This is a genomic window from Paenibacillus sp. Soil724D2 (assembly GCF_001427935.1).
GTDB lineage: Bacteria > Bacillota > Bacilli > Paenibacillales > NBRC-103111 > Paenibacillus_E.
Window position 1 is genome coordinate 118703 of sequence record NZ_LMRY01000003.1, and the last position, 15133, is coordinate 133835.

A 15133-nucleotide genomic window follows, 5' to 3' on the forward strand; every position below is an offset into this window, starting at 1 on the left:
AAATCACCTCGCTGGTTTTAGTTTATTTTTGGCTAATGAAAGTAAAAACTTTAGGCCTACTCCGGCGTAAACCATTGCATTCGTCAGCCATGAATACTTTTTACGATAATGCTTATTATGAAACAAAATCATAGCCCTGTGGAACTCATATATGATCTTAAAAGGCTTCCTACGACTGCTTGCACCTTTGTAATGGACAATTTGAGTGCGAGGGTAATAATAATTCACCCAACCCGCTTCCTTTATTCTATAACACCAATCTATATCTTCACCATACATAAAAAATTCCTCATCTAGCATGCCCACTTGCTCAATAGCCTCTCGGCGGATTAGCATGAAAGCACCAACGAGTGAATCGATTGGGTATTCTTCGTCAGGACTTAAGTAGCCCAACTGATATTGATTGAAGCGCGGGACCTTAGGGAATAACTTCGAAAAACCAAACGCATAGTAAAAAGACGCTGAGGGCGTTGGAAAGCCCCTTTTACAAGCTTTATCCAATGAACCGTCTGGAAGTACGATTTTGCAGCCGCTGGCTCCCAGGTTGGGGTTCTCGTCCATGAAACGGAGCATGACTTCTAATGTATCATCTTGAACGATCGTATCGGAGTTCAAAAGTAGGACATATCGTCCTTTGGCGATGCGGATGCCTTGGTTATTGGCTTTGGAGAAGCCAACGTTGTTGGTGTTTGCGATGGAGACCACTTGTGGATACTGCTCGTTGACCATAGGGATTATGCCGTCATTGGAGGCATTGTCGATTAAGATGACCTCATACTTGTAATATGTAGCTGACGAGAAAACAGATTGTAAACATGCTAACGTCAGGTCGCGTGTTTTATAATTTAGTACAATAATACTTAAATCCACTTGAAAACCTCATTTTTATTAATTTCGTTACTTTGATTATAACATGGGTTTATAAATTTTAGATTAAAAAAAGACTAGCTTCATTTAGCTAATCTTACTTGGGTTATTTTATAAACCATCTATTGATATCAGAAAGTTTTACTTTTTGCTTACTTTGAATAATGCTTCGTTTCTTCCTTAGCTCCGAATACTTGCGAAAAAAATCATCCCAAGCCCCTAACAGCTTCGGTTCCCGCACGAAAGCATAAGCAATGCTGAGGCACTCATATATGGCCAGAGGAATGATATGCTTTAGAATCATCGTTGCGTGATCATTCTTCACCATCATTTTATATCGATTAATGTATGATAATCTTCTGACAAAAAGCGGCTTACTGCTCCTACCGCCTTCCTTCCAGCCTCGTTCGTGATACGCGACAGCAGATGGCTCATAGTAAGCCTTCCAGCCTAGTAACTGCGCCCGCCAAGCAACATCCACATCTTCCTTATATGCAAAAAAATCCTCATCAAAAAATTCGCCATTCAAGCTAATGTCATTAATCATCTTACGAGAATACATAGCCGCAGCGCCAGATACACCAAAAACTTCTTCAGCGTGATTGAACTGATCGCTTGTCTGATGTGCACCTCGATCAAAGGCTCTACGTGCTTTGTTAATGATTAAACCAGTACTATCAATTTGATTGGAATCAGCTTTGAATAGTAGCTTTCCTGTTGCGCTGCCCGCTTGAGAATGATCTGTTAAAGATATAACCGTATGAAGTACATAATCTCGCTCAAGAACCACATCAGGATTCAAAATTAGACAATAATCCGTGTTTGTCATCCGAATAGCTTGGTTATGTCCGCCAGCGAAGCCATTATTAACTCTGTTTTCAACAATTGTACATTGCTCAGACCATTTTGCTAACTTAGTTAACGTATTGTCTTTTGAGGCATTATCGATTACTAATATTTGTTCAATGGGCTGTGATTGCCTAAGTACAGCTTCCAAACAGTCATCAATATGTTCTGAACTATTATAAGTAACAATGTGGATACTAACCGTTTTCATCCTTACTTTCTCCTAGCTCCTTCAAAAATGTCCTAGCACCTCACGTCAAGACCGTAAACCTCAAAACCATCAGTATGGATTGCTTCATGTTCAATAGCTGAATTTTGCGTGTCTTGGAGCAGGTCTAGGGAACTCTGCTGTTTGTTTTTTTTATTAAAAATTGGTCTCACAGGCTTATATTTTTTCTCCTTATCAGCAACTGTTTAATAAAATCGGTTAATTTTATTTTAATATATTTATACGACAAATGGGAAGTAATAATCGACAAAGCAATAGTTAAAACTGCAAAAATAATAAACGTAAACGATGTGGTGTTTACATATAAGCTTATTTTTGGCGTTAACTTTTTTAAGGGGAACATAATCAAAGTATGCCACATATATAAACTATAACTAATTTTCCCCAAATACTTTAGTAAATTGATTTGTAGGAACTTTGATATTAAACCATGCTCCGTAATAATCGATAAGAAAAACAGAAAACTTAGTAATGCTGGAATTAGATTGAAAGGTTCCCTGTCATAAGATAAATAAATTAAAACAAGAAAGATACTACCGTTAAAATATAATATTTTCTTGGGCTTGTACAACTTCTTTATCTGGTCTTCACTTAAAAATAGTGCTATGCCAACAATAAAAAATAAAGTATTGGGTCGTATATAAATGATTCCTATGCAAATAAGTACAAGAAAGACATAAAAAATATATTTCAAATAATTATTCAAGTACTGATTTCTGTAAATAAAAAAAACAATTCCCGATAGTACATAAAATGTAAGTTCATAACTCAATGACCACGCCACGATCTGCGCTATCGGAAGAGGAAACATCCCCGGCAATAAAAAAAATTTGAGAAAAAGTGAATACTATACTGTATAAATCCAATACCAAAAATCCATTTATAACCAATCAAAGGACCTACCGTGAAAATGAACAAATGTATTGTTAAAAATACAGGATAAATCCTTAATAGCCTATTAAGAAAAAAAACTTTATGGTTTTTTTATTTGTTAAACTTTTAATGATTAAGAAACCGCTAATTACGAAAAAAATATTTACTGATATCGGTCCTACATAATTAATAAAATAAAGTAAATTTTCTTTCGGGTATTCATATATATATTTTTCCAAAACTCCAGATATATAAATATGATATATAACTACAGACAAGGCAAGGAATCCTCGTAATCCTAATAAACCCTCATTTGAAGCCTTCACCTTTTCTTCAGTTAACAAACAACTCACCATCCAACCTAAAATACTCTCTAATATTACAGCACATCGAATATATAAAAAAAGACCACCAAACTGATCCCTCAGTATGACTATTACAGACTATTACCTCAATATGTTCTTCGAATAACCTCACGCCGGGATTACACAGACTTTATTAGATACGCGCACAAAACAGCTATCAGAACGCCTAAAGGCATACTAACAGCTCTCTAGCCTCAAATCTATCACGAGAGAAACGAATAGATCTATTGGAATGGGACTGCCCCGAACATGCAATCTTGGTACAAGCGGATCTACTAAACTTGAACCGCTCCAGCCTATATTACAAGCCGGTTCCACCATCCTCGGAGGAATACGCCTCACTCAAACACCGGATTAATGAGCTTTACACAAAACATCCGTTTATGGGTTATCGAACAATAGCTTCCATCATGAATCGTGAGCACGATAAGATTTATGAAAATACGGTTCGGGGCTATTGGAAGAGGAAACATCCTCCAATAAACATAAATTTGAGAAAAAATGAATAATGTAATCTTTTCTTCCGTTAACAATTAAACTCACCATCAAACCTATAATACCCTCTAATATTATAACAGATCGATTATCAAAAAAAACCACCAAACTGATCCCTCAGTCCAGTAGTCTCAAAATTCACCAAACAATCATCATATTTCTTTTCTATTTTGTTAATACAACCTGTTTTAAATATTCAAGCAAATCCTCTTTTAACTCTTCGCGTTCCAAAGCAAAATCAATTGTTGTTTTTATAAAACCTAACTTTTCCCCGACATCATATCTTGTCCCAACAAAATCAAAAGCGTAAACAGTCTCGATTTGGTTTAATTCGGATATTGCATCAGTTAACTGGATTTCTCCACCACGCCCAATTTTAGTAGTTTCTAAGATATTGAAAATTTCAGGAGTAAGAATATATCTGCCCATAATAGCTAGATTAGATTGAGTAACATCGAAAGTAGGTTTTTCAAATAGTTTATTTGCCCTATAAACTCGATCACTAACTTCCTCAGCTTCAACAATTCCATATCGGCATCGTTCTTCATCACTAACTTGTTTTACTCCAATGACAGAGGACTTATAATCGTGAAAGAGATTTATCATTTGCATTAAACAAGGTGTCTCAGAAACCACAATATCATCTCCAAGAAGTACTGCAAAAGGCTCATTTCCAATAAACTTACGCGCACACCATATGGCATGTCCAAGTCCCTTCGGTTCCTTCTGTCTGATATAATGGATATCTACAAGCTTTGAAGGTTTTTGAACTTCATCCAAAAGGTCGAATTTTCCCCTATCAAACAAATTTTGTTCTAATTCAAAATAGTTATCAAAGTGATCCTCAATGGCTCTTTTTCCTCTACCAGTAACAATAATAATATCTTCGATACCGGAAGCTACTGCTTCTTCAACAATGTATTGAATAGTTGGCTTGTCTACAATCGGAAGCATTTCTTTTGGCATTGCTTTAGTAGCAGGAAGGAATCTTGTTCCTAATCCAGCGGCTGGAATAATAGCCTTTTTGATTTTCATTAATATTGCCCCAGTCTACCCTTTACTTGATATGAGAATTAATGATAGTTTAAACTTTAGCTCATTCATCATTAGCTTCTATGATATTGCTGTAGGAAATTCCTCAGCGCTTCTCGCCAGGGCCTTAAATCCTGAAATCCATTAACCCGAATGGACATATGGTCCATCACCGAATACCTAGGCCGCGGAGCCGGTCGAGGAAACTCTTCCGTTGTACACCGCTCTAGACGAACGACCAATCCCGCTTCTTCAAATATTGCTTGGGCAAAATCAAACCACGAACAAACACCAGAGTTAGAAGCATGATAAATACCATACTTATTAGTCTCAACTAAATCTGCCAAGAAATTTGCCAAATCCACCGTATACGTGGGCGAACCTACCTGATCGCTGACAACCTTAAGCCTATCCCTATCTTGGGCCAACTTCAGCATCGTTTTCACAAAATTCGTTCCATGAAGTCCATAAACCCACGAGGTACGCACGATAAAATAGTTCCGAGAAAAATTCTGTACCATCCATTCTCCGGCTCTTTTGGACTTACCGTAAACACTCTGGGGATTGGTATTGTCATACTCTGTGTATGCCGAATCACCCGAACCATCGAAAACGTAATCCGTGCTTATATAGCACAGCTTCGCTCCGATCTCTTCAGCAGCCACCGCTATATTTCTTGTACCGTAAGCATTAATCAAATACGCCTTGTCCTGCTCTGATTCCGCCAAATCCACCGATGTATACGCTGCGCAATGAATAATAACATCCGGCCGCACACTGTTCAATACCTCTTTACATTGCTCAAGATCGGACACATCTAACTGTTCTCTTCCGACCCCATACATCTCGAACCTCGACTTCAGTACAGAAACAACATCCATGCCCAACTGCCCGCTAGCACCGGTTACTAGTACTTTCATCGTTACACTCCCAACCGTGACCCGTACTGCTTCGCGTAGTAGTTTTGGTACGTACCCGACTGGATTCTCTTCCACCATTCCTGATTGTCCAAGTACCACCGAATTGTCTCTTGAATACCCGTCTCAAAATGATACTTCGGCTGCCATCCCAATTCAGCAGTAATCTTAGTCGCATCTATGCCATAACGGCGATCATGTCCAAGACGATCTTGCACATAAGTGATTAACGATTCAGTCATGCCCAATTCTTGTAAAATAGTTCTTACAATCTGCAGATTCGTCCTCTCATTGTTCCCACCTACGTTGTAAACTTCTCCATTTTTCCCCATATGAATTACCAAATCGATTGCGCTGCAGTGATCCTCTACATACAACCAATCCCTGATATTGAGCCCATCCCCGTAAACTGGCAACGGCTTATCGCTCAGAGCATTAGAAATAATCAGAGGAATTAACTTCTCAGGGAATTGATACGGTCCGTAATTATTTGAACATCGTGTAATGTTCACAGGCAACCCGAACGTCTCATGATAAGCCCGAACAAGCAAATCCCCCCCAGCCTTACTAGCTGAGTACGGACTATTCGGCTCAAGCGGAGTAGATTCCGTAAAAAGCCCCGTCTCCCCGAGAGAGCCGTACACTTCATCGGTAGAAACCTGCACAAACTTCGAAACCTGATGAGCCTTCGCCGCTTCCAAAAGCACCTGAGTACCCACCACATTTGTCTTAACAAAAATACCCGGATCCAGAATACTGCGATCCACATGAGACTCCGCGGCAAAATTCACTACTATATCAATACCCTGCTGGAACAGCTCATTCACTGCCTCAGGGTCAGCAATATCCGCTTTAACAAAAGTATAGTTAGGATGCTCTTGAACTTGTCTCAGATTCTCCAAGTTCCCCGCATACGTTAAAGAATCAACATTGACAATTTGATAATCGGGATACTTATTCAGCATATAAATGACAAAATTACTCCCAATAAATCCCGCCCCGCCAGTTACTAGTAGCTTCAAGATGAATCCACCGCCCTCTAATCAAAATTGATTTCTGCATCTTGCAATAAAGGATGCCTTTGATCTTTGTCAGAGAGAGTAGGCTTCGCCGTAGGCCAATCAATCCCAAGCACAGGATCGTTCCAAAGGATGCCCCTATCGCATTCAGGCGCATAATGCTCATCTACTTTATAAAACACTTGAGTATTGGGTACTATCGTGCAAAATCCATGAGCAAATCCCTTCGGAACGAGCAATTGCCGTTTGTTGGTATCGCTAAGAATAAACCCGACCCATTGACCATAACTCGCGGAGCTAAGTCTAATATCGACCACCACATCATAAATTGCTCCAGAAAGGACGCGAACTAGTTTCGTTTGCGCCTTCGGATTCAACTGATAATGAAGCCCACGAATAACACCAGCATCAACAGAGAGTGAATGATTGTCTTGAACGAAAGGGTAGTCAATGTGATATTGTTCAAACTTCCGACTGCTATAGCTCTCCATAAAAAAGCCACGTTCATCTTCATGAACATCAGGCTCTACAATATAAACTCCATCCAACACTGTCCCAATTACTTGCATAGATACACCTACTTACAGCTTTAATTTACCAAACTCATCGGGGAAAATGATGTCCTTAGCCAATTCATTGGCTTTAGCAAGAGAAGCATGCGTCCCAGCATCCGTCCACCAGCCCTGAAGAATATCATAGGTCAATTGCCCCCTTGCGATATAAGCATTATTAACATCTGTTATCTCTAGCTCACCTCGACTGGAGGGGCTCAATGTCTTAATAATATCAAAAACCGAGCTATCGTACATGTATATTCCGGTAACGGCATAGCGACTTTTAGGAACTAGTGGCTTTTCTTCGATTGACACAATTTGTTTACCTTGTAGCTCCGGAACCCCGTATCGTTGTGGATCATGTACTTCTTGAATTAAGATCTTTGCTCCTTCTTGCTGTGAAATAAAATTCTCGACATAAGGAACAATACTATCTGAGAACACATTATCCCCAAGAATGACTACCATCTGATCATCACCAACAAACTGTTCTGCTAACCCAAGCGCTTGAGCAATGCCTCCGGCTTCATCCTGGACTTTAAAAGTAAATTTAACTCCTATTTCACGTCCGCTACCCAAGAGACTAACGACATCTCCCATATGTTCTATACCGGTTACAACTAGAAAATCATGAATTCCAGCATCTTTTAATTTATTTATAGAATGAAATATCATTGGGTATTTACCTACTGGTAAAAGGTGTTTGTTTGTTATTTTAGTAAGGGGAAATAAACGAGATCCCGTCCCACCTGCTAATATTATACCTTTCAGATCGATCTCCCCCCCTATTTAATTAATCATTTTGACATTATGTTTTAGTTGGAATAAATCTCCTTCTTAAGAACTTTGAAAATGGCTTCTCAAAAAATTCAAACGATATTATTGAAACTATTAATGTCAACAATACAAATCCAATAAACACCTTTTTAGAAGAATAATTAATATGTAATTCTAGTATATTATCCAATGTATTTACCATAAGTTGCAAGGGAAAATGCCATAAATATATAGAATACGATACCTCACCAATATATGCAAAAGGCTTTAAAGAAAGTATTCCTCTTAAGAGCCCAATATTTAAAAGAAGAATTATTATTATGGGGTAATACATAATAGTATAAACTAATGCCCAATCACCTAATACTTTATGACCATAAAAAATGGATGCTATCACCGATAATATTATTATTACTCCAATTCCAATTAATACTAAATATTTCTTTATAAGTTCACCTAAATAATTGTTAAAATCACATGTTAAACAACCAATAAAAAAGCCAATGAGTACTCTAGCTATTCCTTCATTAAAAAAGGGGGAATTTAATTTTGCATGATAAATAGTAAGTCCTAAAAATATCATAGCTATAAAAAATAACTTATAGTATTTACTATAATATATGATGAAAAAAAACAATATATAAGCAACTACCTCTGAAGAAATAGACCATGTAGGAGCGTTAAATGAAAATCCTAATTCAAACCAACCATGTTGAATAAACAATAAATTTAATATTAAATGATACACATCATTATACTGATAAATATAAAAATTATGTATTGATATATACCTAATAAATTGAATGATTGCTACTACTAATAAAGTTACAATGTGAAGAGGATACAACCTGCTTAATCTTAAAACACTAAATTCTTGAAATAATAATTTTCTTTCAGATATTTTTTGTTTATAGACATAAGTAAAAATAAAGCCCGATAAAACAAAAAAAAAGTCAACTAAGTTCCAACCAAAATGATAAAACCAATAGCCTATATGACTAAAAGGATATCCTCCTTCTGGTTTAAAGTGTTGATAATGCCAAAAAAAAGCAACTCCTATTGCCGCTATTCCCCTTAATGAATCGAGTGCCGATAATCTTTTAATTTCAATCATGAACCATAGCTCCTCATACACTAGGAATCCAGTAAATGTTAAAATGTTTGGACAACATAGAAATTTACTTCAGTTTACTATAAATAAATGCATTTTCAATTCTCTCAATAAAGACTTTAGATGATATTTCAACGAAAAAAACTATTATAAGCCTTTAATGTATTGTTGACCATTGACTCAACAGTAAAAACATTCAATAGATTATCATAAGCATTCTGTCCTAGCTCTTTACGTAGATTCTCGTTCAATATTAGCTTTACTAAAGCTAATTCAAGTTCACTTATGTTACATGGCTCAACTAATAACCCTGTCATTCCATCTGTTATGACTTCTGGAATCCCTCCCACATTACAACCAATAACAGGTTTTTTGTATTTCATAGCCTCTAAGTAAACTAAACCAAATGACTCATACCTTGAAGGAGCCACAAATATATCGCATTCTTGGTACTTCTCTTCAAGTTCTTCATTTGATACTTCCCCAAAAAAAGTTACTCTATTTAATAATTCTGATGAAGCCTCTTTCTCAAAAATTTGTTGCATTGTCATGTTTTTATCAAAAATTATGCTATTATTACCTACGATATTAAGTTTTACATGTAAATATTTTTGAGCAATATTATGAAAAGCCTTCAAAAGAAGATCTATTCCTTTTCTTGGTTCAAGTCTTCCAACAAATAAAATGTTAATAATCTCTTCTTTCTTTTTTTGTGATACTTTAGTATTAATATAATCGCTCTTAAGTAACCCTAACGGTACGATTTTCGTATTAATATTACTCCAATCGATATTATACAACTGAGAAATAATAGTTTTAACATTATTGGAAATGCTAATAACCCCATCACAAGTTTCAATTAATTTTTTCTCTAAATGAGCAGATAATTCCATATCATGATTCCAATTCCAACCCTGCATTTCGGCTGCTTTCCTCAAGGGTGTTTCAAGTCTAACAATTGTTTTCAGACCTTCAATTTGCGTCGTTGCTAACCCCTCATAATCCCATAAAGGAGTTTCTACGATTTTAATTAAACCTTGATTATATAATTCTTCAATTTTATTCGAGATTTGTAAAGAACTTCTTATGTTATGGTTTGTTATTGGGTATTGATCCACAAGGAAATTTAATTCTTCATTGACATTATTTGAATCCACTCGTATTACACAAACTCCATTAATTTTTTGTTCTTTAGCTGGCACACTAGTTGTCAAAACAAAGACAGGAAATCCTTTTTCCACAAGTCCTTCCGCTAACGCCCTTGTATAGGTCGCTACTCCTCCACTACCAAAGGGAGGATAGTGTCTACTAATAAGACAAATACCAAATTTTTTATCATCAAAAGCTTCCTTACTATTTTCAATAGTGATAATAGATCTATCTAGTTCTGCAAATACTTTGTTAAATTTCATAAATACTTGTTCATTCTGTAGTTGATAGTTTGTTTTTCTTTTTCTTAAAAACCCATCTATATACCCACGGAAAACGCCCTTCCACCACATCTTCATAAATAATCTGTAATCTTCGATAGTTATATTTCCATGACGACGCCACTGATCAAACTCAATTGCCCTTTTTCTAGCAGTGAGGAATGGTTTAATTAATCGTTTTCCCAAGCTTTTTATTTCAATTGAGTTTTTTACACCAAAATAAACTGTGTTTTTAACTATAGGATACCAATTTAATTTATAATTAGATTTTCTAATATGGGATCTTGCAAACTCATGGTGAACAAATGCTTCTTGATGGTGATAAATCGGATACCCTGATCTAGTTAATCGGGCACACAAATCACTTTCATCGTGGAAATATTCATAATACTCGTCGAATCCCCCAACATGCATTAAAGCATTTCTGTCAAATGTACTATTAACACCCATCATTATATTATATTTATCCGAGTTTGATTGAACATATATGCCGGGTTCTTCTAATTTAGTGACAGCTTCGCCCCATACATCTATATAACCATTATGGAATTGGAAATGATCCCCTCCAGGTCCATATACTCGACCACCAGCACCTCCGATAGGATCATATTTATCATATAATTCTTTAATCTGGTTCAGCCAGTTTGGTTCTGGAATAGCATCATCATCTAAAAATGCAACTATATCTCCATTTGCAGCTTTAATTCCAATATTTCTCGAAATGGACAAATTGGCGAAATCATTTTTTTCGATTTTAATACGGTTACTATACTCTTTTAATATGTTATCTGTTCGATCTGTAGATGGTCCATTCACAACTATAACTTCGAAATTCGAATATGTTAAATTATTTAAACTTACCAAAGTTCTTTCAAGAAATTCGTCCCTATTATAAGTGCATATTACAATAGAAAAAGAAAGTTTTTCCTCATTCATGAAAGGTTCCTCACTTCCTCCAATATTTCTGCTAACAATCCAATTGATTTAGCCCTCGTGAAATTATCTAGCCAAAGATATTGTTTTTCGACAATTTCTCGAGCAATCTCTTGTTTGTTAAGAAGTATATCAATTAATTCAGCTATATCATCAAACCTTTTTTCTGTTATAAGCACACCAGAAGCTCCCATTGTTGAATTAATTGCCCCACTATCAAATGCAAAGGTAGGTAAACCATAAGACATACTTTCTAACAGAGGAACACAAAACCCCTCATGTTCACTCATACAAAGGAAAACATCAGCTGTCTTATAATGATGCACTAATTCATCGTTGGAAACTTTACCAGTAAAAATAATTTTCCTTCCACTTGTTAAGTTCGATCTAATATTCAATAATTTTTCATAGTAAAGCATGTAATCATTATAATTCCCAACGAAATAAAGTATTGCATTCGGATCAATGTAAGTACAGTAATAGTCAAAAATTCGCATGACATCTTCATGTTTTTTATTTGGAGCAACTCTACCAACAAATAAGAACTTCGTACCGTTATTCGATATCGTATATTTTCTCTTACTAGACTTAATTTTTAAATCTACAATAATTGGCATAACACGAGAAGGTTCACATCCCAAATTTAATAATTCACTTACATTGAATTGTGAATCCCCTAGATATAAATCGAACATTCCTACCAATTCTTCCAATTGCATACGTCCATCTAAACATTGTGTATAATGAGGTTCCATGCCTTCAAAATAATGATGAGGTGTTATATTGTGATATATTAAAACTTTTTTACATCTTAACCTATTGATTTTATTTAAAAGTGAAGACTTCCCGGAAAAATGAAATATAATTACGTCATCTTTCTTAACTTTTATCTCATTTATTGATTCTCTAAAAGTATCAACTTTTTGATGTGCGTAAATAGAATAAATTTTTGTAAAAATACCCATTTCAATAAGCATATTATTTATCTCAATAGCATGATTACTTACTGCATCACCATAATCTAAAGCGTCGAGTAATTGAAATACTCTCATTTAACTCGTTCTCCCTCAATTTCCATTTCAAAACACAAACCATTCTTTCTGCTTTCAGAAATAACATTAATATTTGAAAATCCAATTTCCTCCATAAGAGCAATCAATGTCAAAGGAGTAAACATATTAAAATGAAAATTCCCTTCATATTCTTGGGAACCAAAAGTCACTTCTTTCAATTCATCATATGTGATCTCGCCAGAAGCATATGAATTCAGCATTGACTCCCAGTTAGGACATATAATTTTTATTTTCCCACCAACATCTAGAATGGAGTACCAATGAGGTAATATATTATTTCTCATTTCTGATTCAGAAAAGTGTTCAATTACATGTGATAAGAATAATTCATTAACACTATTCTGTGGGAAAGGCAAGTTTCGTGCATCTGCAACTACATCTACTCCTTCCAATTCACGCATGTCAACATTAAGATATTGATCGTTAACAAGAGTACCAGAACCCAAATTTATTCTTACATCTTTAGCGTTTACCATATTATGATATTTGGTTTTATTAATAATTCTCGATTCAATATTGCTAGTTTTTTCCAATTTTGTTCCATTGAATTTTATTTCAGCAAATAGTTCTTTCCTGATACGGTCTTGGAAATTTTCCGTTTTTTCTGCTCTATTACTGATTAGTTCAACCCATTTATTTAAGTTTTTATGAGACTCATCCAAGCTCTTCAGCCATAAGTTTAATTGATCAATCCTTTCGAATCTATCTTTTAACATATCAATTGAATTGTCCATTTTGCGATAAGATTCATTTAGATTATGTATCCAATTGTGAAACTTCTCTAACTCATTAGTTATTGTTGTGCTTATTCTCGAATCAATTTCACTTATTACTAACTCATTTATATTTGAATACTGAATCTCTAATTCCTCGAAACTTATCATTTTTTTATCTTGCAAATTAATACTTTTTTCAGCTTCGGAAATATACATCTCCTGATTACTTTGTAGTAAACGGACTTTTTCCTCTAAATATTGTATTTTTTTGAGTACTTCATTACTATCTTGTTTATTTCTAGCATACATATTTTGCAAATGGTGTAATACAAGTTCACCTAAAGAAGTAATTGATTGATTGAAATGAACTTGTTGTCGTGTATAGGTCCTGATTAGCTTCCCTATTACCCTTTTTATAAATCTATGCCTTACATTTTGTGGTACTGGAATAGTGTTGCTATTATCTTTAAGTTCCTTAATTTTCCACTCTAAGTCTGCAAGAGGATTCTCATTAATTTCCTCTTTCACTAGAAGCTGTTGTCTATTTTCTTTTTTCTTTTTTATAATATCCATTATTACATCCGCTTGAATATCAGCATCTAAATTAAAAAAATCCTTCACAGTTTATACGCCCCTTCTATATCCCACATATGTGGAATTTTATAAATGCCAACATCCCTTATATCTGATATAACTCTGAATTCTTTAATAGCTGTTTGATAGTCGTACATAAGTCCATTCTTATCATGAACTGCAATATCTATCTCATAATCTCCATCAACTAAATTAAGGTTCTCAATAATAAAACGTATCGTACCTACTTTGGGAATTTTCGATAAATTTAAGTTATCAATTATTGTATTCGTTCCGTAAACTCTTATTTTATCAAGGGTATGAATCGCGATCCCAAATACAGGTTCTGCAACTGATTGATTATTTTGTTTATAATCCATTTCAACTATTAAAGTATCTCCTGGATTAAATAATGTTTTATTTTGATTTTCTTTTAATATTCTTGCACTCAAAACTTCAAAATCCCTTGTTCCCCATCGATTACTATTGGAATTTCCATCTTCAGTAGGTACCATATCTACTTTTAAACTATTCCCAACTAAATCCTTGGAAATTTCATTAATCGAATCATCTTCTTTTGCTGCATCCTCTTCAGCAAGGAATTGAAGGTATTTATTTACCACTTCTTTTGGAAGTCCATCTGATTGTATTCTTCCTGAATCGATCCAGATGGCACGATCACAAAGTCTTTCAACAATTGAATGGTCATGAGTAACTAAAACTATAGTTTTTCCACTATTTTTTAATTCTGTGATACGCTTTAAACATTTTCTTTGAAATGAAGCATCTCCAACTGCTAATACCTCGTCGACAAGTAAAATGTCTGGCTCAACATTAATGGCAGTTGCAAATGCCAATCTCATATACATTCCAGATGAATATGTTCGAACAGGATTATGAATAAACTCATCGAGTTCTGCAAAATCAATTATTTCCTTAAGCTTTTTATTTATTTCTTTTTTTGTCAATCCAAATATTGAAGCATTCATGTAAACATTTTCTATACCTGTGAAATCGGGATGAAATCCAGCACCCAATTCTAAAAGACTAGAAACCCGGCCATTGATTTTTATCGAACCTTTCTCAGGAGAGATAATTCTTGTAAGCAATTTTAATATTGTACTTTTACCTGAACCATTTTGACCTATTAAACCGACCATCTCGCCTTGATTGATTTCAAAAGAAACATCATTGACAATGGGTATTTCTTTATATAAATTTTTTCTTAACAATAAAACTTTTTCTTTTAATGTAGTAGGTTTCTCTATATATATTTTAAAGGATTTACTCAACCCTTCTACTGTTATTGCATGGTTCATAATA

Annotated in this window: 14 protein-coding genes; all 14 read right to left on the minus strand. The window is 34.9% G+C overall.

The window, feature by feature from the left end; genetic code table 11:
- Positions 1 to 3: 3 nt before the first annotated feature.
- The 14 genes from ASG85_RS05505 to ASG85_RS05570 all read right to left on the minus strand — a co-directional run bounded on the left by ASG85_RS05505 (position 4) and on the right by ASG85_RS05570 (position 15129).
- Positions 4 to 870, minus strand: a complete 867-nt coding sequence (locus ASG85_RS05505; RefSeq protein ID WP_060645581.1) for a glycosyltransferase family 2 protein — start codon at positions 868 to 870, stop codon at positions 4 to 6.
- A gap of 103 nt (positions 871 to 973) precedes the next feature.
- On the minus strand, positions 974 to 1924 hold the full coding sequence (locus ASG85_RS05510; protein ID WP_060645582.1) for a glycosyltransferase family 2 protein: 951 nt from the start codon (positions 1922 to 1924) through the stop codon (positions 974 to 976).
- Positions 1925 to 2090: 166 nt separating this feature from the next.
- On the minus strand, positions 2091 to 2753 hold the full coding sequence (locus ASG85_RS39815; protein WP_082587973.1) for an acyltransferase family protein: 663 nt from the start codon (positions 2751 to 2753) through the stop codon (positions 2091 to 2093).
- 136 nt (positions 2754 to 2889) lie between these two features.
- Positions 2890 to 3171: an acyltransferase family protein gene (locus ASG85_RS39820; RefSeq protein WP_082587974.1), complete on the minus strand. Its 282-nt coding sequence runs from the start codon at positions 3169 to 3171 to the stop codon at positions 2890 to 2892.
- Between the two features lie 669 nt (positions 3172 to 3840).
- Positions 3841 to 4710: a UTP--glucose-1-phosphate uridylyltransferase GalU gene (galU, locus tag ASG85_RS05525; RefSeq protein WP_060645585.1), complete on the minus strand. Its 870-nt coding sequence runs from the start codon at positions 4708 to 4710 to the stop codon at positions 3841 to 3843.
- Positions 4711 to 4781: 71 nt separating this feature from the next.
- Complete coding sequence (gene rfbD / locus ASG85_RS05530; RefSeq protein ID WP_060645586.1) at positions 4782 to 5627, minus strand: dTDP-4-dehydrorhamnose reductase; 846 nt, start codon at positions 5625 to 5627, stop codon at positions 4782 to 4784.
- Positions 5628 to 5629: 2 nt separating this feature from the next.
- Positions 5630 to 6646: a dTDP-glucose 4,6-dehydratase gene (gene rfbB, locus ASG85_RS05535; protein ID WP_060645587.1), complete on the minus strand. Its 1017-nt coding sequence runs from the start codon at positions 6644 to 6646 to the stop codon at positions 5630 to 5632.
- A 17-nt stretch (positions 6647 to 6663) separates the two neighbouring features.
- Positions 6664 to 7212, minus strand: a complete 549-nt coding sequence (gene rfbC, locus ASG85_RS05540) for a dTDP-4-dehydrorhamnose 3,5-epimerase (protein WP_060645588.1) — start codon at positions 7210 to 7212, stop codon at positions 6664 to 6666.
- A gap of 12 nt (positions 7213 to 7224) precedes the next feature.
- Positions 7225 to 7968 carry a sugar phosphate nucleotidyltransferase gene (locus tag ASG85_RS05545; RefSeq protein ID WP_060645589.1) on the minus strand — a complete coding sequence of 248 codons (744 nt, stop codon included), beginning with the start codon at positions 7966 to 7968 and terminating at the stop codon, positions 7225 to 7227.
- 37 nt (positions 7969 to 8005) lie between these two features.
- Positions 8006 to 9088 carry an acyltransferase family protein gene (locus ASG85_RS05550; RefSeq protein WP_060645590.1) on the minus strand — a complete coding sequence of 361 codons (1083 nt, stop codon included), beginning with the start codon at positions 9086 to 9088 and terminating at the stop codon, positions 8006 to 8008.
- A 128-nt stretch (positions 9089 to 9216) separates the two neighbouring features.
- A complete protein-coding gene (locus tag ASG85_RS05555) occupies positions 9217 to 11451 on the minus strand; it encodes a glycosyltransferase (RefSeq protein ID WP_060645591.1) in 2235 nt (744 codons plus the stop codon).
- Positions 11448 to 12500: a glycosyltransferase family 4 protein gene (locus ASG85_RS05560; RefSeq protein ID WP_060645592.1), complete on the minus strand. Its 1053-nt coding sequence runs from the start codon at positions 12498 to 12500 to the stop codon at positions 11448 to 11450. The genes ASG85_RS05555 and ASG85_RS05560 overlap by 4 nt, the downstream gene beginning before the upstream one ends.
- Positions 12497 to 13858 (minus strand): class I SAM-dependent methyltransferase, encoded by a 1362-nt coding sequence (locus tag ASG85_RS05565; protein ID WP_060645593.1) that lies wholly within the window; start codon positions 13856 to 13858, stop codon positions 12497 to 12499. Before ASG85_RS05565 ends, ASG85_RS05560 begins: the two co-directional genes overlap by 4 nt.
- Complete coding sequence (locus ASG85_RS05570) at positions 13855 to 15129, minus strand: ABC transporter ATP-binding protein (RefSeq protein WP_060645594.1); 1275 nt, start codon at positions 15127 to 15129, stop codon at positions 13855 to 13857. Before ASG85_RS05570 ends, ASG85_RS05565 begins: the two co-directional genes overlap by 4 nt.
- Positions 15130 to 15133 lie beyond the last annotated feature (4 nt).

Excerpts from the sequence above, each read along its gene's own strand:
- ASG85_RS39820 (WP_082587974.1), bottom strand. The coding sequence starts at position 3,171 with ATGGTGAGTTGTTTGTTAACTGAAGAAAAGGTGAAGGCTTCAAATGAG.
- galU (WP_060645585.1), bottom strand. The coding sequence starts at position 4,710 with ATGAAAATCAAAAAGGCTATTATTCCAGCCGCTGGATTAGGAACAAGA.
- ASG85_RS05510 (WP_060645582.1), bottom strand. The coding sequence starts at position 1,924 with ATGAAAACGGTTAGTATCCACATTGTTACTTATAATAGTTCAGAACAT.
- rfbC (WP_060645588.1), bottom strand. The coding sequence starts at position 7,212 with ATGCAAGTAATTGGGACAGTGTTGGATGGAGTTTATATTGTAGAGCCT.
- ASG85_RS39815 (WP_082587973.1), bottom strand. The coding sequence starts at position 2,753 with ATGTTTCCTCTTCCGATAGCGCAGATCGTGGCGTGGTCATTGAGTTAT.
- ASG85_RS05570 (WP_060645594.1), bottom strand. The coding sequence starts at position 15,129 with ATGAACCATGCAATAACAGTAGAAGGGTTGAGTAAATCCTTTAAAATA.
- ASG85_RS05550 (WP_060645590.1), bottom strand. The coding sequence starts at position 9,088 with ATGATTGAAATTAAAAGATTATCGGCACTCGATTCATTAAGGGGAATA.
- ASG85_RS05555 (WP_060645591.1), bottom strand. The coding sequence starts at position 11,451 with ATGAATGAGGAAAAACTTTCTTTTTCTATTGTAATATGCACTTATAAT.
- ASG85_RS05560 (WP_060645592.1), bottom strand. The coding sequence starts at position 12,500 with ATGAGAGTATTTCAATTACTCGACGCTTTAGATTATGGTGATGCAGTA.
- rfbD (WP_060645586.1), bottom strand. The coding sequence starts at position 5,627 with ATGAAAGTACTAGTAACCGGTGCTAGCGGGCAGTTGGGCATGGATGTT.